This window comes from Candidatus Manganitrophus noduliformans (genome assembly GCF_012184425.1).
Lineage (GTDB): Bacteria > Nitrospirota > Nitrospiria > SBBL01 > Manganitrophaceae > Manganitrophus > Manganitrophus noduliformans.
The window spans coordinates 984821-1005026 of sequence record NZ_VTOW01000002.1; the positions used below are offsets into that span (position 1 = coordinate 984821).

Annotated in this window: 18 protein-coding genes; 10 read left to right on the forward strand and 8 right to left on the reverse strand. The window is 58.2% G+C overall.

Features of this window, described 5'->3' with window-relative positions; genetic code table 11:
- Window positions 1-198: 198 nt before the first annotated feature.
- Window positions 199-1005 (reverse strand): hypothetical protein, encoded by an 807-nt coding sequence (locus tag MNODULE_RS13840; RefSeq protein ID WP_168060758.1) that lies wholly within the window; start codon window positions 1003-1005, stop codon window positions 199-201.
- 587 nt (window positions 1006-1592) lie between these two features.
- Here MNODULE_RS13840 and MNODULE_RS13845 point away from each other — a divergent pair.
- A complete protein-coding gene (locus MNODULE_RS13845; RefSeq protein ID WP_168060760.1) occupies window positions 1593-3320 on the forward strand; it encodes a protein adenylyltransferase SelO family protein in 1728 nt (575 codons plus the stop codon).
- A gap of 50 nt (window positions 3321-3370) precedes the next feature.
- Here the strand turns inward: MNODULE_RS13845 and MNODULE_RS13850 are convergent, their stop codons facing one another.
- The 5 genes from MNODULE_RS13850 to MNODULE_RS13870 form a co-directional block, all read right to left on the reverse strand.
- On the reverse strand, window positions 3371-4345 hold the full coding sequence (locus tag MNODULE_RS13850) for a rod shape-determining protein (protein WP_168060762.1): 975 nt from the start codon (window positions 4343-4345) through the stop codon (window positions 3371-3373).
- 143 nt (window positions 4346-4488) lie between these two features.
- Entirely contained in the window at window positions 4489-5925 is a 1437-nt protein-coding gene (locus MNODULE_RS13855; protein WP_168060764.1) for a DUF1501 domain-containing protein, read from the reverse strand.
- Between the two features lie 11 nt (window positions 5926-5936).
- Entirely contained in the window at window positions 5937-7457 is a 1521-nt protein-coding gene (locus MNODULE_RS13860; protein WP_168060766.1) for a hypothetical protein, read from the reverse strand.
- Between the two features lie 242 nt (window positions 7458-7699).
- Complete coding sequence (locus MNODULE_RS13865) at window positions 7700-7948, reverse strand: hypothetical protein (protein ID WP_168060768.1); 249 nt, start codon at window positions 7946-7948, stop codon at window positions 7700-7702.
- 12 nt (window positions 7949-7960) lie between these two features.
- Window positions 7961-9271, reverse strand: a complete 1311-nt coding sequence (locus tag MNODULE_RS13870) for an eCIS core domain-containing protein (RefSeq protein ID WP_168060770.1) — start codon at window positions 9269-9271, stop codon at window positions 7961-7963.
- Window positions 9272-9782: 511 nt separating this feature from the next.
- Between MNODULE_RS13870 and MNODULE_RS13875 the strand changes: the two genes are divergently transcribed.
- From MNODULE_RS13875 to MNODULE_RS13910, 8 genes are all read left to right on the forward strand, one after another.
- On the forward strand, window positions 9783-10130 hold the full coding sequence (locus MNODULE_RS13875; protein ID WP_168060772.1) for a hypothetical protein: 348 nt from the start codon (window positions 9783-9785) through the stop codon (window positions 10128-10130).
- Window positions 10131-10305: 175 nt separating this feature from the next.
- Window positions 10306-10764, forward strand: a complete 459-nt coding sequence (locus tag MNODULE_RS13880) for an MEKHLA domain-containing protein (RefSeq protein WP_168060774.1) — start codon at window positions 10306-10308, stop codon at window positions 10762-10764.
- A 122-nt stretch (window positions 10765-10886) separates the two neighbouring features.
- Complete coding sequence (locus MNODULE_RS13885; protein WP_168060776.1) at window positions 10887-11483, forward strand: sigma-70 family RNA polymerase sigma factor; 597 nt, start codon at window positions 10887-10889, stop codon at window positions 11481-11483.
- A complete protein-coding gene (locus MNODULE_RS13890; protein ID WP_168061186.1) occupies window positions 11480-12535 on the forward strand; it encodes a DUF2275 domain-containing protein in 1056 nt (351 codons plus the stop codon). The genes MNODULE_RS13885 and MNODULE_RS13890 overlap by 4 nt, the downstream gene beginning before the upstream one ends.
- Window positions 12536-12620: 85 nt before the next feature.
- Window positions 12621-14063 (forward strand): DUF4139 domain-containing protein, encoded by a 1443-nt coding sequence (locus MNODULE_RS13895; protein ID WP_168060778.1) that lies wholly within the window; start codon window positions 12621-12623, stop codon window positions 14061-14063.
- Between the two features lie 114 nt (window positions 14064-14177).
- On the forward strand, window positions 14178-14534 hold the full coding sequence (gene arsC, locus MNODULE_RS13900) for an arsenate reductase (glutaredoxin) (RefSeq protein WP_168060780.1): 357 nt from the start codon (window positions 14178-14180) through the stop codon (window positions 14532-14534).
- A gap of 172 nt (window positions 14535-14706) precedes the next feature.
- Complete coding sequence (locus tag MNODULE_RS13905) at window positions 14707-15903, forward strand: BaiN/RdsA family NAD(P)/FAD-dependent oxidoreductase (RefSeq protein WP_168060782.1); 1197 nt, start codon at window positions 14707-14709, stop codon at window positions 15901-15903.
- A 164-nt stretch (window positions 15904-16067) separates the two neighbouring features.
- Window positions 16068-16472: a pentapeptide repeat-containing protein gene (locus tag MNODULE_RS13910; RefSeq protein WP_238339489.1), complete on the forward strand. Its 405-nt coding sequence runs from the start codon at window positions 16068-16070 to the stop codon at window positions 16470-16472.
- A gap of 59 nt (window positions 16473-16531) precedes the next feature.
- Here MNODULE_RS13910 and MNODULE_RS13915 read toward each other — a convergent pair whose 3' ends face one another.
- Entirely contained in the window at window positions 16532-18010 is a 1479-nt protein-coding gene (locus MNODULE_RS13915; RefSeq protein WP_168060786.1) for an MBL fold metallo-hydrolase, read from the reverse strand.
- 269 nt (window positions 18011-18279) lie between these two features.
- Here MNODULE_RS13915 and purU point away from each other — a divergent pair, with 269 nt between their 5' ends.
- Window positions 18280-19185, forward strand: coding sequence for a formyltetrahydrofolate deformylase (gene purU / locus MNODULE_RS13920; protein WP_168060788.1), 906 nt, complete (start codon window positions 18280-18282; stop codon window positions 19183-19185).
- A gap of 337 nt (window positions 19186-19522) precedes the next feature.
- Here purU and MNODULE_RS13925 read toward each other — a convergent pair whose 3' ends face one another.
- Complete coding sequence (locus MNODULE_RS13925) at window positions 19523-20134, reverse strand: outer membrane beta-barrel protein (protein WP_168060790.1); 612 nt, start codon at window positions 20132-20134, stop codon at window positions 19523-19525.
- Window positions 20135-20206 lie beyond the last annotated feature (72 nt).

Here is a 20206-nt window from a genome sequence, read left to right on the forward strand (position 1 = left end):
ATACGTGGAAGGCGATGCGTTCGCCTTTTTTGACCGATGGCCGGTTATTGACGGTGATGATCCCTTTTTTGATTTCCGGATTTCGTTGGGAAAGGGGAACGCCGAAGGGGCGGGGCGGATCGAAAATCGGCTTCGACGCCGGAGTGGATTTAGGCGCGTTCCGATGTTCACTTTTTTCTTCGCTTTTATTCCGAAACTTCATCCTTTTTTTGATTCTTCGTATGCGCAGGTATAACAGAGCCACATTTCATCCTTAACGTGGAAGCTCAATCGGCCTCCGCACATGGGGCATGCTTTCTCCCATTCCGTATCCTGCGGCGCAGAAGACTCACGGATTTCGTTTTTCTGCTTGCCGCCTCCTTTTTCCTCGCCGGGAATATCGCTTTTATGAATAGAAGCCCTGGGCGGGATCGGTTGAGAGGCCGCGCCTTCGAAAGTAAATTCCTCGATCTTTTTTTTGATATCGGTTATCTCCGCCCCCATCTCCGTAAAGAGTTCCCCCACCGACTTCTCGACCGGCTCCATTTCCTTTTCCCGCGCCACCATATCATTGAGGATCCCTTTTTCTTCGCTCTCGAGCCGCCCTATTTTTTTCCGCAGTTTCGATATCTCGTCTCTTATCTCCAGTGATTTGGCCTTCATTTCTTTAAACTCGTCGCGCCATCCGGCGAGAGCGGGCACCAAGCCCTTCTCGAGCGTTTTAAGCTCTTCAAGCTGATTGTTGACGGCCTTAACGATCTCTTGCCGGCTTAGCTTCGAAGTCGTCGACAACGCCTTGACCGCGGCATTATAACGTTGTTTCTCCTCCGGAATGATTCCCTCAAACGATTCCACGAGTTCACGGAATTTTCCGAATATTGTATTCTCACTTTCGATTTCTTTTTTTATTCCATCGCGGAGACGATCGATCTTGGATGACAGATCTTCGTCCCCCTTGGACTTTACAAAGAGATCGGCGGCCAGCCGGTAAAGGATTTCGCTCCTGTTTTTCTTCTCAACGCCCACTCATTTCCTCCTTGTAAACCCTACTTTATTGATATCGATTCTCCGTACTGGACGTATTTGAGGCAATACGGTCATTATTTATAACGATGATAGATCAAAGTTTAGCTTATTCAATGAGAGTGTCAAATCACATAAGACTTCTTCCAAACCGCCCGTCACTGACGCATCACGAATTCTCGTTTGAAATCTGCATTATGTTCAGCGCATCAACGGTCAGGCTTTCAGGAAGAAGACTCCAATGAATCCTCATCAACAGACAGAATGAACGCCTTCAGCGATTCTTCACCCGATCAGTGCACTTCAGAATAAATCGGAACGATTATCCCGACGCATCGCTTCAACATGTCGGAAAGACATATCCACATGATCACAAAAACCCAACCAGTTGCTATAATTAAGATCGTGACCTGACGCGGCGCGTCCCCAAAACCGCCGTTGCCGTCCGATCACGGCATAACAATCCGGAGTCGATCACCATAAAAAGAAAACGGAAAAAGAGCGCGGAGGATGTTTCTTCCCGGTTTGCCCGGATCAATGGGGAACATCCTTTTAAAACGGCGGTTCCGAACGGCTTTGTCGATTACGCCGTGAGAACGCGCCATGGGGGGAAGCTCTTCTATTTTAATTTCGATCTTGCCGAAGAGATCGGCCTGATTCCAAAAGGGGCGCGCCGCGTGATCACCCCCGCGCTCAGCCGAGCCATCCTCGATACGTTCAGCCTGCAGATCATCAACGAATACGACATCACCCACCATGTCAAGATCCCGAAGGAAGACATCCGCCCCCATCGCTATATGGCGACCCGCTACTTGCAGATGCAGCATCCCGACAAAAAGGGGCATACCTCCGGCGACGGACGGAGCATCTGGAACGGAACGTTTAAAGGTCCTCGGGGCCGATGGGATATTTCCAGCTGCGGCGCCGGCGTGACCTGCCTGAGCCCGGCGACGGCGATCGAAAAAAGATATTTTAAGACCGGCGATAAGAACGCGTCGTACGGCAGCGGCCGTTTGGATCTATCGGACGGGGTCGGCGCGGCGCTGATGAGCGATATTTTCCATCGCAATCAAATCCGGACGGAGAGAACGCTGGCGGTGATCGCTTTTGACGACAACACCTGCATTACCGTGCGCGCCGGGAAAAATCTTTTGCGGCCCGCCCATTTCTTTAAATACCTCAAACAAGGGGATTACTCGGGATTAAAACGGGTGGTCGATTACCACATCGCCAGACAGGTCGAAAACAAAGAGTGGCCTTTGATCCGGAATTCCGGAGAGAAGTACGGCGACCTGCTGGAGCGGATCACTGTCGCGTTTGCAAAGGCCGCCGCGCAATTTGAAAGCGAATATATCTTTTGCTGGATGGAATGGGACGGAGACAATATCCTGACCGATGCGGGGATTATCGATTACGGCTCGGTCCGGCAGTTCGGCCTCTTTCACCATGAATACCGATATGACGACGTCGACCGCCTTTCCACCAGCATCACCGAACAGAAGAACAAGGCCAAGTACCTCGTCCAAACCTTCGCGCAGCTCACCGACTTCTTGATCAGCGGAAAAAAGAAGAACCTGAGAGCCTTCAAAAACCATCCATCGCTGAAACGGTTCGAGCGGATATTCGAGCAGACAAGGGATGAAGCCGTTCTCTACCGGATCGGTTTCGATCAAAACACCCAGGCCCTCTTATTGAAAAGCGCGCAGGATCGGGAGCGGGTCGGGGAATTCAGAACCATTTTGAGATATTTTGAAAAAGCGAAGGCGAAGCGGGGCCGTCATGCCGTGGCGGACGGGTTCAATTGGGACGCCATCTTCTGTGTCCGCGATATCCTGCGCGAATTGCCCCCCCTCTATTTGTCCGACGCCGACACAATCTCTCCAAAACAGTTCATCGATATTTTGCGGTCGGATTACGCCTCCCCGGCCGATGTCCGGCTCAGTCGAAGCCGGCGGGAGAAGATCGCCCGGTTCCAGCGGGTCTATTGGAGCCTGGTCCGCCGGGCGGCCGATCTGGAGGGACGGACCGCCGAGGAGGTCCTGCGTCGGATCGGGGACCGGTCCGCTCTGATCAACCGCTACAACAGGGTGACCGGAGACGCGATTATTTTCGTCGGCCAGCGGATGGTCAGAGAATGGAAAACGATCTCGACGGAAGAGTTGCACCAGATGTTCCAGGAGTTTGTGGAAGGGCAGATCTTGCGGCCGGAATCGCCCTCCGCAGCGGCCGCCCCGGGCCGGCACGCGAAGAGCAGAAAAACACGGCGGCTGTTGCATGCCATGTTGGATACGGTCAATAAATACCGGGAAAGCGTCTAGGTTTTCCTCGAAGCAATCAACGCAAAATTGACAGGACGAAGTCGCCGGTTCTAACGGCGCCAGAGATCGATTTCGATCGCGGTAGACAACATCGCCCGCGCCCCGTCGATCACGGCATGTAATGGAGCGCCGGCAACCTTCACGTCCACCTTCACTTCGGAAAAGAGCCGCCGGGAAATTCCCGGCAGAAGCGCGCCTCCCCCCGTCAGGCAAATTCCATTTTCAATCACCTCGCAAAAAAGAGAAGGGGGAAGATCGCGAAGGGTCGCCCCGACCTGCTTCACAATCTTCTCGTAAATGGGGGAGAGGGTCCGCCAGAGGAGGCGCGGATCGACCTTGAGCCACGTGTCGCGTTTTCCCTCTTCTGTGATCGCCCGCGTCAAAATGTGGGCGGGAAGCGGGGGCGGGAAATCGGCGCCGATCAGCTTGATCAAACGCTCCGACCCCCCCCTCGGGAGAAACGCGCCGTGATCCGATGAAATTCTCTCTCCCACGGCCGCATGGAGATCGCCGCACGCCACCCGGATCGCCGACGCAGACACAAGGGTTCCGGAACGAATCACGGCGATATCGGTCACCCCTTCGCCGATATCGACCACCATTTGGGCGCGCGGCAGCGACACGTCGAGACCGGCGCCGATCGCCGCGGCCAACGGCTCGGGGGCCACTTCGACCGCGGCCGCCCCCGCCATTCGGACGGCCCGGACCAAGGCCGCCCGTTCCGCGTCGGTGGCATCGGTGGGGGCGCAAGCGAGCACCCGGGGTTTGATCAATCCGTACCGCTTCAAACCATGGAAGAGGCCTTCCAGAACCGAAGCAGCCGCCTCACAATCGATCACCACCCCCCCGCGGAGGGGGGAAAGAGGAGAGCGCTGCCGAGCGTCGTCGGGGATGATCACCGAAGGACGCTCCAGCATGGACGGGGAATCAGCGGCGGCAAGACGTGTGGTCGCCGTACCGAGATCGATCGCAAGGTCGGGATACCCGACCCATCGCCTCAACGTTTGTGAAAGGACACCTGCCACGCTTTTCTCCCGGATGAAGAAACCTAAATCGATGTTTAGTATATCAAAAATTTTGATGGATTTCGAAAATGGAAAGCTCACCGGGCAGGAGGGTCGTAAAAAAGGCTTCGGCGGAAAATCCCGCTGCGAAGCCTCAAACGTTCTCAGACACGTTGGTTCGGCGGGTTGATCTCGTCGATCGGCGGCTCGCCGGTCAGGATCTCCGGGTTTTGCACCCCGTAATATTTGTAGAGGCTCGATGCAATCGCAAACGGCTCGCATTGGTAGCTGTCGTCGGTCGGGGCGGTGAATTGGCGGTTCTGGAAGGGGGTGCCGATCCGCTGCGTCTTTCCGACGACCTTCCCCAGCGCGCCGGGCCGGACGGCGGCGCCGCCGAGGGTGTAGAGGTTCTGGTTGTTGCCGTGGTCCCACCCGATCGAGTTGTTCAGATTGACGTTGCGGCCGAAATCGCCGAAGACGTTGATGACGATGTCGTTTCGCCCCGCCAGCCGCATATGCTTCGCCGCCACGGCGAGCGCATCCATCAGCTCTCTGATTCGGGCGGTATACTCCGGAATGGCGTCGGAGTGGTCGTCCCATCCTCCCAGGCCGCCGCTCCCCAAGCTGATGAAGTAGGTATCGGGATTGGTGATCGCAAGACTGATCGCCGCCTTCAACCGGTTTCCGAAGTTGGTGTTCGGATACTGAATTCTCACCGGGTTGTTGTCGACATCGACGATCGGGACGCCGTTGGCGTCGACCTCCTGCGGAAGGCTCTGATTCACCGCGGCGGTGCTGAAGCTTGTTTTGATGAAGGCGTCGAGCTCGGCCCGCTTTTCGAACGCTTCGATGACTTTCCTCCCCTTCTCTCCCAAAGCGCCGGAGACCTGCCGCGAGAGCGCCTCGATGACCGGCTCCTGATCGGAGACGAAGCCGTTGGCCGACCGCTCATACGGATTTCGAAAACCCGAATCGAGGGCGACCGGCTTGAGCCGGAGCGGAACGGTGAGGTCTCCGGTCCGGTAGATCACCGAATCCCCCTCGAACGAAACGAACGGAAGGAGCAGCTCCTCCACCGGCTTGCCGAACGGCTGGTTCGCCGCCAGGATCGCCGCCAATGTCGTCCCGATGCCGGGCCCCGCCATGTCGAGGCTCCCGACCAGGTTCTGGAAGACGCTCGGACCGTGGGCCTTGGAGTCCTCCTTGATCCGGTGGATCGTCCGGTAAACCGACATCTCCCCGGAGGCGATCAGGCTCTCCATCGTCTCCCCGCCGGCCCCTCCGGCCCCGCCCCCCCAAAAATAATTCGGGGTGATGATGTTGTTTTGCGTCGTCGGGAGAAGATTGGTCGGATAAGGATTCTGGGAGTTGGCGTTGATCTCGGCGATGTTGGTTAAATTTCCGGCCAGCTCCGACGGCCCGCCGTAGAGAAAGATCATGATCACCTTCGGCATCACCGCCGGCCTGACGTAGTGGACCTCCCCGAGCAGCGCCGCCTTCAGGTTCCTCGCCGCGCGGGTGGCGGGGCGGGCCAGCTCCAGCGGCAGGACGGCTGACGCCGCCAGCAACCCGAGCCATTTCACGAAGCCTCTTCGATTCATTTCCCTTCCTCCTATCGAACCGCAACGAAGGTGTAGAGTTCCGCAAGCCGCGACAGGTAATCGAAAACGATCATCGCCTGCCCCTCTTTGTTGGTCTGGTACCTTCGCTTGACGATCGCATCATTGAGAACCGTCAGCTCGTCCGCCGTCGCCTTCCGGGAAATGACTGAAAGGAAGAGGTAATGGATGAAGTCGTCCCCTTGCAGCGCGACGTCGGTGAATTCTTTCTGCCATCCGCCGTCGGCCGGATTAAAGGCGTCGGTCTTGCGGTCGATCAACAGCCGCTCCCGGACCGCCTTGTGATAATACGAAAAGCTGAGAGAGTCGAGCGGAACGTCCGGGAACCGGCCGAGCTTGTAGGTGAGCGACGCCTGCCCCATGTTCCGGAGGGTCGGGAACGTGGCGCCGCCGAACGGGCTGTTCAGATCGACGAAGAAGCGCTCGTAGGCGACCCACTGGATCTTCCCCGCGGTGTTGAAGAAGGTCTCTTCAAACTCTTTCGGCCGCTCGGCGTGGAGAAGATACTCCTTTGAGAAGAGGATGATGAAGAAGAGCTGGTCGAACGTCGTCGGCCCGGCGGCGGCGATGGCATTGACCAGCGCCGCTTTATTCTCCGGGGGATATCCGACGAAGAAGCCGTCGACGAGGACCGAGGCGACCCGGGGGATCAGCAGGGGGTGCTGCGCCACCGCTTGATAGAAATCGTAACAACTGAGGATCGCGGCGCCGAGAACCTCCTGCGGCTCGGTGTTCTCGTCGAACCCGATGACCAACTGATACCCCTGCTCGTCGTCGGTGAGAGACCAGTTCTTACAGGCGATCGAGGCTTTCGGCACCTCGGCGTCCTGGTCGAAGAGGCCGAGGAAAATTTCGATCATCTCCCGGGTGTTGTCTTCCGGAGAGCGGAAGCGGCGCCAGTTCTCCTGCGAGATCATATGCTCGTAGACGATCTCTCGAATCGTTTTCCCCTCGTCCATCATCTTGACCAGCCGGAACTGGATGTCCTGAATATCGGTGTAATCGACCGAATCGTTTTCCAACGCCGGGGAGAAAAGGATGCTGTTCGCCAAGCGGTAGGCGATCCAGCGGTGGAAATAATCGCGGCTGACCGGAAACTCGAAGAGCATGGCGAGGGGATACTCGATCGGTTTACGCTCCTCGTCGAAGGAATATTTCTCCTCGATCCGCGCGAGATAAACCTCTTTGTCCTCCAGGGGACGGGAGAGCGCCGCCTCCGTCTCTTCGAGAAAATTCGTTTCGCGCTTCAACGTCGGATTCGCCAATCCCCCTTCGATGTTAAAAAAGTCGGAGACCGGAACCCCTTTGTAGATGGTTCCCATCAGCTTGTCGGCCACCGCATATTTCTGCTCGCTCGAAAGGGCGTCGTATTCCGATTCGCTCAGCATCTCGGCCGCTCCGGACGCACGGATATTCGGCGACGCATTCTTCTGCGAAGGTTGAGGCACCTCCGGCGTGCAACCCGACCCTCCCAACAACAACACCGAGATGATTAATCCACCGATCCGTCTCATCGAATTCTCCCACCTCATCCTCCCGCGGGCCGGCCGCCGCACCCGGTTCAATCGGCCGTTCCCGCAAGATTCCACAGACACTAACAAACCGGTATTGGGGTGTCAATTGGAAACCCTCCCTCTATCCTGAAAAGGGGTAAGATTCCCTCCGATTCAGTGAGCTTCGTCACAAAATGATGAGGCGGGTTTCAAAGAATGATCTAAAAATAGAGGAGAGGCCATTCAAAAAAGGATGGGCGCTGCTACTCAGGGAAGATCGGACTCCAGTTCCGTTTGAATTCGATATACTCGGCCGCGATTCGCTCCCGCTCTTTTTGAGCTTCCAACCAGGCGAGCACCTTGGAGCGGTTCGCTTGCAGAAGGGCAAGCCGATCGGCCCCCCCTTCGATCAGCGGACCGCCGCGGCGCTGAAGGTAGCTGATCGCGCGATAGAGGGGATCGCGTGCGTCGGTCATCAGATCGTGATAAAGCTCGGTCTGTCGGAGATCCATTGGCTGGCTCGTTCAAGGAAGCTCATTCGCGCCGTCGCCGCTGCACGGACCCTGCGCGGGACTTTTCGAATAGCTCCGGTATTTTCCATACGCCGTGGCGTTTGTCTCCCAGGAGCTGGTGTTGTGGGAACCGGAGCCCCACTTCGATTCAAGCGTGCTCACCGTCTCATCGACCCGGCCCCCCGGCTCCGAAACCGAGCGGATGATCCCGCTATGGGTCACACGGCCTTGATCGTCATAAAAAACAAGGATGTCCTCATTGCTCGAAACGCAGGAGGGAACCCGCCGCCAACCGTCATCGATTAAAATCGTCGGCACCGACACCCCCCAGACCGAATAAGGACCGCCGCGCGCGGTTTTTCCGCCGAAGGTAAAGCCGTGGCACCAGTAGGTCGTCCCATCGTGCGGTCTCCAGCTGTTGATCGCCGTCCCCGCGTCGGTCGCGGCATTGAGAATATCCCCCCTGGGGCTGCCGGGCCCCCACGGCTCGGAATCTCTTCCGGTGTCGGTGTTCGGATGCCAGACTACTCGCTGGATCGTATCGGGATCGGCGGCGCGGCGCGAGATTTCGGCGCCGCCCGCCGGTGAGGGGGCCGACGTCTCGCCAGGTTGAAGCGGTGCGGCCTCCGCCGCCAGCGGAGAGGCTTTTCCCTGTTGGACGACGTGGGCCAGCTCATGCGCCAGAAGCCGGCGGCCTTCCTCCGTCTCCGGAGCATACTCCCCCTCCCCGAAGACCAGGTGCGGACCATAGGTGAAGGCGCGGGCATGAATCGAATCGGCCAGACGGGAAGATTGGGAATCGGTATGAAGCTGCACCCGGCTGAAGTCGTAACCGAAGCGCGGCTCGATCCAGGACCGAATGGACGAAGGGAGGGGAAATCCGTCGCCGCGGAGTCGGTGAAATTGCGATTCGGTCGCCGCAGGCGGCTCCGCTCCCGAATCGGCCGATCGTTTTGTGAAGACCTGATCCTCCTCGATGATCAATCCTTCCTCGGGCTCATACGGCTCCCAGGTGTCTCGTTGGATCAACGGCTCCCCCTCTTGCTCCGAGGCCGGCGAGACGATCCTGGACGGCGTCGGCATCCGCATGATCCGATCGGCCACGCGGTCGGCTTCCTGCTCGAACGGATCGTTCGGGCGGCTTACTTTTAATTTGGCCTGGAGTATGCCGGATCGAACGGCGCGAAGAAGGGCTTGGTTGCCGAGGGTCTGCTGGAGCGTCGGGAACGGGTCCATTGGCGATTGTTCGGGAGCCAAAACCGGAGCGGTTTTTTTCTGAAGGCTGGGCGGTTTCGTTTTGGCGGTCGATTTTCGTTCGGCCATTCCTCTCCTTTCCCGGCGCCTTTTGTCGGAGAAAGGTTCATGTTCGAATGATCATACACTGTTCGATCCAAAAACCTCAACAAAAAGGATCCGCCGGGAAAACCTTATGTAGGGACGACGCATGCATCGCCCAAGACCGACAAGGACAAACCCAGGGCGAGGCAGCGCCTCGCCCCTACTTGCGATGCTTCACACAAAACGCCGCTGATTCTTTCTCGGAATCACGAACCGCCTCCCCAAGCGGCCCTGCGCTCGTCGGATCACATCCGGCTTCGAAATGCAATCCCCTCTCTCCGGCATGCCGCTCCGCTCCGTTGCAAACAAATGCCCCGATTCGCTACCATTTCTATATACATCTGCTCGATGGCTCCTCATTCGCTCTGGACTGAAGCAGATCCGATCGGCCATGGAAGAGATCGCATCGGGCAGATTGTCTCCTTCAGAGAAACGGGAGAGATCCAAGGGTCCTCCTTCTCATCCACTTGCTTACATTCCTATGGAGCTTTCGAAAATGTATTTAGATAAACGGATTCGACCTCTTCCGGAAGAGGTCAGGCACTATCTGGCGGGACAATTTGCGGCGGTCTATTCAGATCTGGTGGACGAAGCCTTTCCGGATCTCGATCGGGAACGAAAGAACATCCGCATACAGACCTTGATTGAGGGGATCATCCATTCTCTGATTCGGCTCTCCTCGCGGGACAATGCGCCGACGGAAGATCTGCTGCGGCAGGCAAGCGAGCAGCTCAAAGAACTTTATCCGGAGGACCGGCACCCCCTCATCGACACGCTCACCGAATTTATCATGCCGAATCTGGTCGAGCGGCCCGCCGAACGGACGGAACGAGGGGCTGCGTGATCCCCCGAAAAAAAGAGCGGCCCTCTTTTTCCCGGCAGGCGGAGGAGCGGCCGGTCCGACATCCACTCCGAAATCCGCATTCTGCAATCCGCAATGGATTCTCTCCCCCTTGCCGGAGCGCTCCCTTTCTGCCATAATGCCCCCGCTGCCCTGAATCGGACCCTAAAGACCCCGGATGGACACGAAGAGCGCATTCTTCATTGAACATACCGAGCGACTCCTCCAAAGCTTTACGCATTGGACCGGCCGGGACCTTCTCATCCCCGCCGGTTCTTCAAGCAGACTCGCCGAACAGCTCTTCCATGCCCCTTTCGTGGTCGTCTCCCACGGCGTCGAAGACGACCCCCTCCTCGATTACGGAAACGAAACCGCGCTGGCCCTTTGGGAAATGTCCTGGGAAACGTTTACCCGCACCCCCTCCCGGCTGACGGCGGAGCCGGTCAGCCGGGAAGAGCGGGCGCGTCTGCTGGCGGAAGTCACCCGAAAAGGCTTCATCGACAACTACAAAGGGATCCGAATCTCCCGCACCGGCCGGCGTTTTATGATCGAGCAGGCGCTGGTCTGGAATCTGCTCGACAAGGAAAACCGCCACTGTGGCCAAGCGGCAACATTTTGGCGATGGGAATACTTGTAAGGTACAACATGAAAATAGGAATCAAAGCCGGAAAACCGGGTTTCAATTCCTAATTCCACATTCCTCATTCGTAATTGATTTTTAAGGAACCTTTTTCTTTTTTCATTGTCTAAATAAACCAGATGGACGGAACCGACTGGGAGTGGGTGCGACGGGTCCAGAACGGCGAGACCGACGCCTTCGAGACCCTTATTCAACGCCATCAGAAACCGATCTTTAATCTCCTCTACCGTTTGCTGGGAGATATCGACGAGGCCTCCGATGCGGCGCAAGAGGTTTTTCTTGCCGCCTACCGTGCCATCCAAGAATTCCGAGGCGACGCCCTCTTCTCCACCTGGCTTTATCGGATCGCCGTCAACCAGGCGATGACCCGGAGAAAACGCCTCGCCGCCGACCTGTCTCGAAGAGCGGCGTTCGACTCAAACGATCCGGAAGAGGCGCGCGATCCGCTCGCCGATCTTCCGCATCCCGGTCCGGACCCCGCGCAGGAGGCCGAGCGGAAGGAGGCGCACGTCCGCGTCCAGCAAGGTTTGAACGGCCTGAAGGAGGAAGAAGCGCTGATCATTCTCCTCCACGATCTTCAGGGCCTTCCGTATGAAGAGATCGCCCGTATCCTCAAGGTCCCCCTCGGAACGGCGAAATCCCGGCTCCACCGGGCGCGGCTCGCCTTAAAAACAAAGCTTGCGCCGTATTACGATTCAAGTAGGATGGAGAAATGAACTGCGACCAGATCCAAGAACAGCTTTCGGAATATTTGGATAACCGGCTCGAAGACGCCGACCGCCGGCGCGCGATCGAGGATCATCTCGCCTCCTGTCCCCGATGCCTCCCGGAGGCGAAGCAGCTGCGGGACGGAATCAAGGGGGTGGCCGGACTTCCCGAGGTGGAACTCCCCGCCGGATTTTCACAGCGGGTCATGGCGCGCGTCCGGGAAGAGGGGGCGGGACCGACCCTCTGGGAGCGCCTCTTCCAGCCGCTCAGGATCAAGATCCCCCTCCATGCCACCGCGCTCCTTCTCGTCGTCGGCCTGGCTGTTTTTCTTTACCGGGCGAACGAGCCGATGGAGCAGATGGCGCAGTCGATTCCATCGGAAGCCGCGCCGGCCCTGAAGCAAGCGCCGCTGGCCGTCGAGGAATCGAAATCGGCCGACACGGCCGGACCGCCCGCCGCCCCATCGGAGCAGTTGTTATCCGATTCCCTACAAGCCCCCCCTGCGGAGACGGATAAAATCGAGCCGTCGGCTCGGCAAGACCGCGCCGCGCCGGCGCCGGCCCCCGCGCAGGAGATGATGGCATTCAAAGAGGCCGAATCGGGGAAAACCGAATCCGAAACGGGTCTCCCTGCAGGTCCCCCTCTTCCGGAGAGAGGCGAGCAGCGGACGGCGGAAGCGCTTCCGAAGAGGGAATCCCCCTCTCCTCCCGATATTCTCCTGACGCTCCTCACCCGAGGAAAAGCGGATGGACCGATGGACCTCTCCGCCAAGGTGAGGGAGATCGTTCAGCACAGCGGCGGCACACTTCATCCCGCCGCCGAGAGAGACGACCCGAACAATGCCAAACCCCGGTTCCGGCTCGACCTCCCGAGGTCCGAATATAGTCGATTCAAGTCGGAACTGACCCAGGTCGGAGAGATTATCTCCGAATCGCAACCCTCCGCTTCTTCTCCCCCCCCGGCGGGGGCAACACCTTCCTCTTCGATACGGATCGAGCTGACCTTTCTCTTTGAGAAGACAAAAGAGGAGGGGGCGACCAGCCCATCTCCGACCCGCTGAGGAAATTTTCCACAAAAAACCGGGAACCTTTTTTCTCCTCCGTTGTCTAACAGGGATAAGAGCCACATATCCCAAGGAGGAGACCATGAAAACCAAACTGCTTTTTCTTATCCCATCTCTGGCGCTGGCGACTGCGCTCTTTTTTGCCGGGCCCGGCGGCGAGGCGGCCGCCCCCCCGGAGAAGCCGCACGAGCGGTCGAGCCACTCGGACGACCAGGAGGCGGTCTCCGTGACCGTCTACAACAGCAATCTCGGTCTCGTGAGGGAAACCCGGCGGCTGACACTTCCCGCCGGGGTCACGGAGCTGAAATTCTCCGACGTCGCAGGACAGATCCTGCCCCAGACCGTTTACATCACCTCGCTCACCGATCCGGCCGGTCTCGGCGTGTTGGAGCAGAATTACGAGTATGATCTCCTCTCCCCGCAGAAGCTTCTCGACAAGTTCGTCGGCAAAGAGATCAAGGTCCTGCGCGACGGCGTCGAGATCCCGATCACGATCCTCAGCACCCACGGCGGCATCGTCTACCGGATGGGGGACCGGATCTTTACCGACCACCCCGGCAAGATGATCTTCCCCGGCCTTCCTGAAAATCTTCTCCCGAATCCGACCCTTGTCTGGAGATTGGAGAACGAAACCACCCGCCCCCAGAAGGTCGAAGCGACCTATCTCACCGGCGGGATGACCTGGAGGAGCGACTACGTCGCGATCCTCGACAAGGAAGATCAAAAGATCGATCTGACCGGCTGGGTGACCCTCGACAACAAAAGCGGGGCGACCTTCAAGAACGCCAAGCTGAAGTTGGTGGCGGGGGATGTGAACCGGGTTTTGGACCGGTTCGAGACGCGCGACGCCCCCCGCGCGCTGGAGATGGCCGCCCAAAAATCGGCCGCCGCCCCCTTTACGGAGGAATCGTTCTTCGAATATCATCTCTACTCCCTCCAGCGCCCGACGACGCTGAAGGACAACCAGACCAAACAGGTCACGCTGCTGACCGCCAACCAGGTTCCGGTGAAGAAACGCTTCCTTTACTACGGGGCGGCGCATTTCTATCGGACGCAATACGGCACCCCGATCTCGAATCAGAAGGTCGGCGTCTATGTGGAGATCGCCAACAAAAAAGAAAACCAGCTCGGGATGCCGCTCCCCAAGGGAACCCTTCGCGTCTACAAAGCCGACAGCGACGGAAGCCTCCAGTTTATCGGCGAAGACCGGATCGACCACACACCGAAAGATGAAACGATCAAGATCAAAATGGGGGATGCCTTCGACCTCGTCGCCGAGCGGAAGCAGACCGAGTGGAAAAAGGTCTCTTGGGATACCTATGAGGTCGCCTTCGAGGTCTCCCTGCGGAACCATAAAGAGACTTCCGTCACCATCAGCGTAATCGAACCGATCCCCGGCGACTGGGAAATTTTGAAGACGACACACGACTATACGAAGGTGGAGGCGCACACCGTCCAGTTCGATGTGCCGGTGGGGAAGGACAAGGAGGAGAAACTGCAGTACCGGGTGCGGGTGCGGTTTTGAGCAAGTTGACTTAGCGAGAGGATTGGATTATAAATTGCCGTCTTAGAATGGACTTTTCTATAGCGAGAAAAGATAAATCTTAGATAATAAATTTTCCCTTTCTTGGAGTAAGCCATGAACATCTCAATCTTTCACAACCCCAAATGCAGCAAGAGCCGCGAAACCCTTAAGCTTCTCAATGAGGAAGGGATCGAGCCGGACATCATTCTCTACCTCCAAACCCCGCCGACGCAAAAAGAGCTTTCGGTCATTTTGAAGAAGCTGGGGATGGAGCCGAAGCAACTGATCCGGTTCAAAGAGCCGGTCGCGGGAGAATTGGGCATCAAGGCCTCAGACAAACGGTCGGATGCCGAGTGGATCAAGCTGATGGCGGAAAACCCGATCTTGATCGAACGGCCGATCGTCATCACCCCTCAAAAAGCGGTGCTCGGCCGCCCCCCCGAGAATGTTTTGGGATTGATCGATTCATAGGGCAGGCCCCCGTGTCTCTACCCCAAAGAGCCTGCTCTTTGGGGACCCCGCCTGCCCTGGCGCAGAGACGTCCCGGCGGGACGTCTCTACAAGCAAAAATCAAAATCATCAATGCGGGCGGACACACAGGTCCGCCCCTACAAACATCATCCTTTCCCATTTTGAACCTTCTATGAATGTTTCGGAACAATTCGATGTCATCGTTATCGGCGGCGGCGCCGCGGGGCTGATGTGCGCCTTGACCGCGGGCCAGCGGGGACGGCGGGTTCTGCTTTTGGAACGGGCCGACCGCGTCGGAAAGAAAATCTTGATCTCCGGCGGGGGACGCTGCAACTTCACCAACTTGCATGTGGAGGCGGACCATTACCTCTCCGCCAACCCTCACTTCTGCAAATCAGCCCTCAGCCGCTATGGGCCGGCCGACTTTATCGCGCTGGTCGAAAAACATGGCATCCCCTATCACGAGAAAAAATTGGGGCAGCTCTTCTGCGACGGGAAAGCGACGGCGATCGTCCACCTGCTGCTGGAAGAGTGCCGCCTCGGCGGGGTGCAGATTCGGACGAACTGCTCGGTTGAAAAAATCGCGCGGCAACGCATCGGACCCAATCGTTTTACCCTTCAAACCAGCCTCGGAGGCTACGAGAGCCAATCGCTGGTGATCGCCACGGGGGGGCTGTCGATCCCGAAGATCGGAGCAACCGACTTCGGATACCGGGTGGCGACGCAGTTCGGCCTCCCCGTCTTGCCCTGCCGGCCCGGCCTCGTCTCCTTGACCCTGAGCCCCCGCGATTTGGAGGAGATCGACGGCCTCTCCGGAACCGCCGCGGAAGCGCGGGTCTCCTGCCGCGACCAAACCTTTCGGGAGGCGATCCTTTTTACCCACCACGGATTAAGCGGCCCCGCCATTTTGCAAATTTCAAACTACTGGGAGCCGGGCGATCCGGTGACGATCAATCTTTTCCCCGATCTTGATCTGACCGAAACAATCAAACAGTGGCAGAAGGAGCGGCCGAAGGCGGAGCTGAAAAACCTGATCGGCGAGCGGCTGACCAAACGCCTGGCCGAACAGTGGCTGGGAGTGTCGGGAGGAAACAAGCCGGTCGGCCGATACACGCCGAAAGAAATCGCGGCGATCGCCGCCCGCTTTCAGCAATGGCGGATCATCCCCGCCGGGACCGGCGGCTATCGCCTGGCGGAGGTCACCAAGGGGGGGGTCGATACCGACGCGCTCTCGTCCAAAAGTTTCGAGGCCAAAGAGGTGAAAGGGCTTTATTTTATCGGCGAGGTTGTCGATGTGACCGGCTGGCTGGGGGGATATAACTTCCAGTGGGCCTGGGCCTCCGGACACTGCGCCGGAGGGTTCGTGTAATGACCGCATAAAGCCTCCATGAGCGGCCTGAGATGAAATCGGTAGAAGGGGCCGTATCCCAGTTTTTAAAATCGGGAGTATACTTCTCTATATTAGAAGGATCCCTCTCACAGGGATCGTCTCGATGGAAACCGGGGTTCCGGCCCTGGAAGGAGACGTCGCGCTTGTCGCTAAAACCGATCAATGACAACCGAGATCCCCTCTATCGCCTCTTGCGGGAAGGCCGTATCGACGAGTTCAACGCAAGAAAACGCAAAGGAGAGAAGATGGATCTCACCGATTCCGACCTCGGCGGGCTTGACCTGCGCGAGGTCGATCTGAAAGGGCTCGATCTCAGCGGCAGCTATTTTCTCCAGACCGATCTGCGCGGCGCCGATTTATCCCAAACCAACCTGGAAGGAGCGAGCCTGAACGGGGCCAAGGTCTCCGGCACCTACTTTCCGAAGGAATTAGCCGCCGAAGAAATCGCCCTCTCCCTCACACATGGAACGCGCCTCCGGTATCAAAGCCATCGGGCCCAGCCTCCCAAGCGTCGCCTCGCGGACATTCTAAAAAGAAAGCCGCGATAAGCCGCACCCTCCCATCCTTTCACCCCCCTACACGAAGACAACATCGGCGCAGGTCGGTTTCATCGATCCGCTTTCGGGCGGATAAGCCCCGGGTCGGTTCCGCGCAATCGCGTCTCCCCGAGCGGTTCCGGATCGGCCTTCGCCGGCAGCATGGGGAGACCGAGCGCCCGGCGCATCGCCCGCTTGGCCGTATCGAGAAGGCCCGCCTCTTTCAGCGCGCCGCGCAGCCGCGGCTTCCACTGATAAACCCACTGCATTTGCAGATGGTGCGCGATGTAGGCTCGCGGAGAGAGCCGGAAGTAATGGGCGCGAAACCGCCAGAGCTCGCGGGGGGTGAAGACCTTCGCATTCCCGCCGAGCTTCGCCACGATCGGCGTAAAGTGAGGATAGAGGCGGGTGTTGATCAGCTCGGTTTTCATGAAATTTCCGATCAGAAGATCGTCGAAGTAGCCGTACTCCACCGCTTTCATCAGAGAGTTCCGCGGGGCGATAAAATGGATTCCCCGCCGATCCTTCCCGCCCCTCGCACGCCGAGGATCGATGTAAAAGGTCCGCGCCTCCCCGGCGACGGTAAACCGGATAAAATCGACGTGGCGCTTGAGGAGCCGAAAGCGGCGGACGAACCGCTCCAGCGCCTCCCAATCCCCTTTCGACATCTTTTCATTCCAGTCATCCTCGCCGGTCTCCGTGGAGATCGAACTCAGGTCGGGCCGGTGGGCCGGATGATTCGGCGTGACCGAACCGTCGGTTAGGTCGACGGTGACGAACGGCTCGATCAACTTCGTCTCGGGGGCATTCCAGTGGCGTTGCATCTCTTCCCAGCCGATCCGGTAAGGATTCGCCCAGATCGAATCGGGACGGACATAGAGGTGTTGCGAGGAGAAGCAGCAGAAATGGCTCACATTCAGAAAGGCGCAAAGGTCCCCCAGCTCCCAAACGGCGCTCCGTTTTGACTCGTAACGAGGGGGGGCGAGCGACTCTCCCCGTCCGCCGACAATGTTGATCATGTCGGCGTCGATGCTGCAGAGGGCCAGAAGAAACGACTTTTTATAGGAGGCGATCAACGTCTTCAGGAAGGGTCCCTCGCCGTGCAACGGGGAATCGTTGAGATTGACGATCAGCGCGTCCCCCGCCTCGACGATTAAAATGGCGTCTTGATTCATATTCTCCAGGCACATCACACGGACCGTCGGGGTGAGCCGCGTCCACGCCTTGAATCGCAGCACTTCGACCCGAAAACCTTTCGACTCAAGCGACTCTCGGATCTCCGGGTGATAGTGATTCGGCAGCAGGATAAGCGACTTCCGCGAGAGCATCTCGATCGATTCGGGATGGAGGTGATCGGGATGGCCGTGAGAAATCCAGAGATACGGCGACTGGACGACGTTCCGGATTTGCGTTTCCGTCAGCGGGTGATCCAGCCCCCAGCTCCCGAAATAAGCGGTCCCCTTCAGCCATGGATCGGTGGCAAGGACCGGCCTCCCCTCTTCAAACAGCTGCAATGTGGCATTCCCCAACGTCTCAAACTTCAACCCCATCTCACCCTCCCTCTGAAAGATCCTCATCTGCAAGTCGTTGTGAACGTCCGTCGGTCATGCCGCCGGATAAAACGCCGCGGCGAGTTCGGAAGTTGGGTCTAGCTTAACCTTTTTTTAAACCTCGATCTGTATCTCTCTTTACATTTCGTTTACATTCCGTTTACCTTCCAAGCGTCGCGATTCTTCTTTCTGGTCTCCGACCATTTTTTCTGGTAACCTATGATCCGCTGGCATCACATCGATTTCCATTTTCCATCATTGAGGCCCGGATGGACCAAAAACAACCCCTCCATTCTTTCTGGCCGCCGATCTCGGACGGTTACGGCGACATCGGCCGGCTGTTGATCTCTTGCCCCGACCGGCCGGGGATCGTCGCCGCCGTCTCCCGCTTTCTCTTCGAGCAAGAGGCCAACATCATCGATTCCGATCAACACTCGACCGATCCGACCGGCGGGATCTTCTTTATGCGGGTGGAGTTTCAGCTTTCGGGACTGGAGCAGCGCGGCCCGGCGTTGGAGCGGGCCTTCTCTCAGATCGCCGCCACATTCGAGATGGCGTGGCGGCTCGCGTATGCGGGGCGGGTGAAGCGGCTGGCGATTTTTGTCTCAAAGGCGGAACACGCCCTCTTCGAGCTCCTCTGGCACCGGCGGGCGGGCGATCTGAGGGCCGAGATCGCGATGGTTCTCTCCAATCACCCCGACCTGGAGCAGACCGTAGCGACGTGGGGGATTCCGTTTCATTATGTCCCGGTCGATAAGAGCCGGAAAGAGGAGGCGGAGCGGAAGCAGCTTGCCTTGATGGAGGGAAAGGTCGATCTGGTGGTCCTCGCGCGCTACATGCAGATCATCACCCCCGGCTTCATCAAACATTATCCGAACCGGATCATCAACATCCATCACAGCTTCCTCCCCGCCTTCGTCGGCGCCGATCCCTACGCGAGGGCGTATGAGCGGGGGGTCAAGTTGATCGGCGCCACCGCCCACTACGTCACGGAGGAGCTGGACGCCGGCCCGATCATCGAGCAGGACGTCGAGCGGGTCGATCACCGCAAGGAGGTCGAAGATCTCCGGCGCATCGGCCGCTACGTCGAACGAACGGTGCTGACCCGCGCCGTCACCTGGCACGTCGAAGACCGGGTCCTTGTTCACGGAAACAAAACGATTGTCTTCATATAGCCCTTTTCAGCGCTTGCAAAATCTCCCCCTCCCGTTCTACAATCACCCTAAAATCACCCTCACCTTTAAACGAAAGGGGCCATCAATGCTCTTCGGCATGCTCCTGAACCTTGTCCTCCTGGTGTTGATCGTCTGGGGTATTTTCGCGGTAATCAAACGGAGTTAGCTTCCACCCTCTCCACCACACCCTCCGGATAAAAACCAGACGGTTTCTTTGAAATCGGGAATAGGGATTGTTCCTTCCGATCGATCAGTTTGCAATTGGCTGGAGGAAGGAGGGGCCGACCCTGCCGAAGCAAAGCCGGCCCCTTCGATGAGGTGGGAGGGGGGATGAACGCTAGAAGTAGAACATCAGGGCCGCGGTGCCGACCCAGCCGTCGACCGATCGGTCCTCGTCGAGATCGGTACCGCCCTCATCGCCGAACTCCGGATCCATGAAGATATAACGAACGTCGGCGTTGATCGCCACGGTCTCGGTGAACGGGACCTCCAACCCGCCGCCGACGTGCCAGCCCCAGGGCCGCTCGGTCCGGTCTTCAAACCCGAGGTCCTCGATGCTGTCCGAGAAATCGATCTTGGTATAATAGATGCCTCCCCCCCCCACGATGTATGGAGAAAAATGGGGAAGGACCGGCAGAAAAACCAGAAGCGACGCCGTCACCGGGTAGGAGCGCTGGTTGATCTCCCCTGAGAACCCGGGCGCGTCCACCTCGAAGGTTTCCTCCGAGCGGTAGTCGGCCGCCAATTCGAGGCCGATGACCTCTCCGAGACGAAACCGCGCCTGCACGCCGCCGTACCAGGCCCCCTCGTCGGCATCTTTACTCTTGTAATAACCGGCGCGAGGACCGATTCCAAAGGTGTTCTCGATCCGCCCGTCTTCCTGAGCCCAGCCGAGCTGGGGCAAAATCAAAAGGATCATTGTCAAAATCCAGAACGGTTGCTTTTTCATAACGTGATGTTTCCTTTCTCCCCCAAAGTTCACATTGAACGGAAGGCCCTCCAATCGGCTCATCCTCACCCA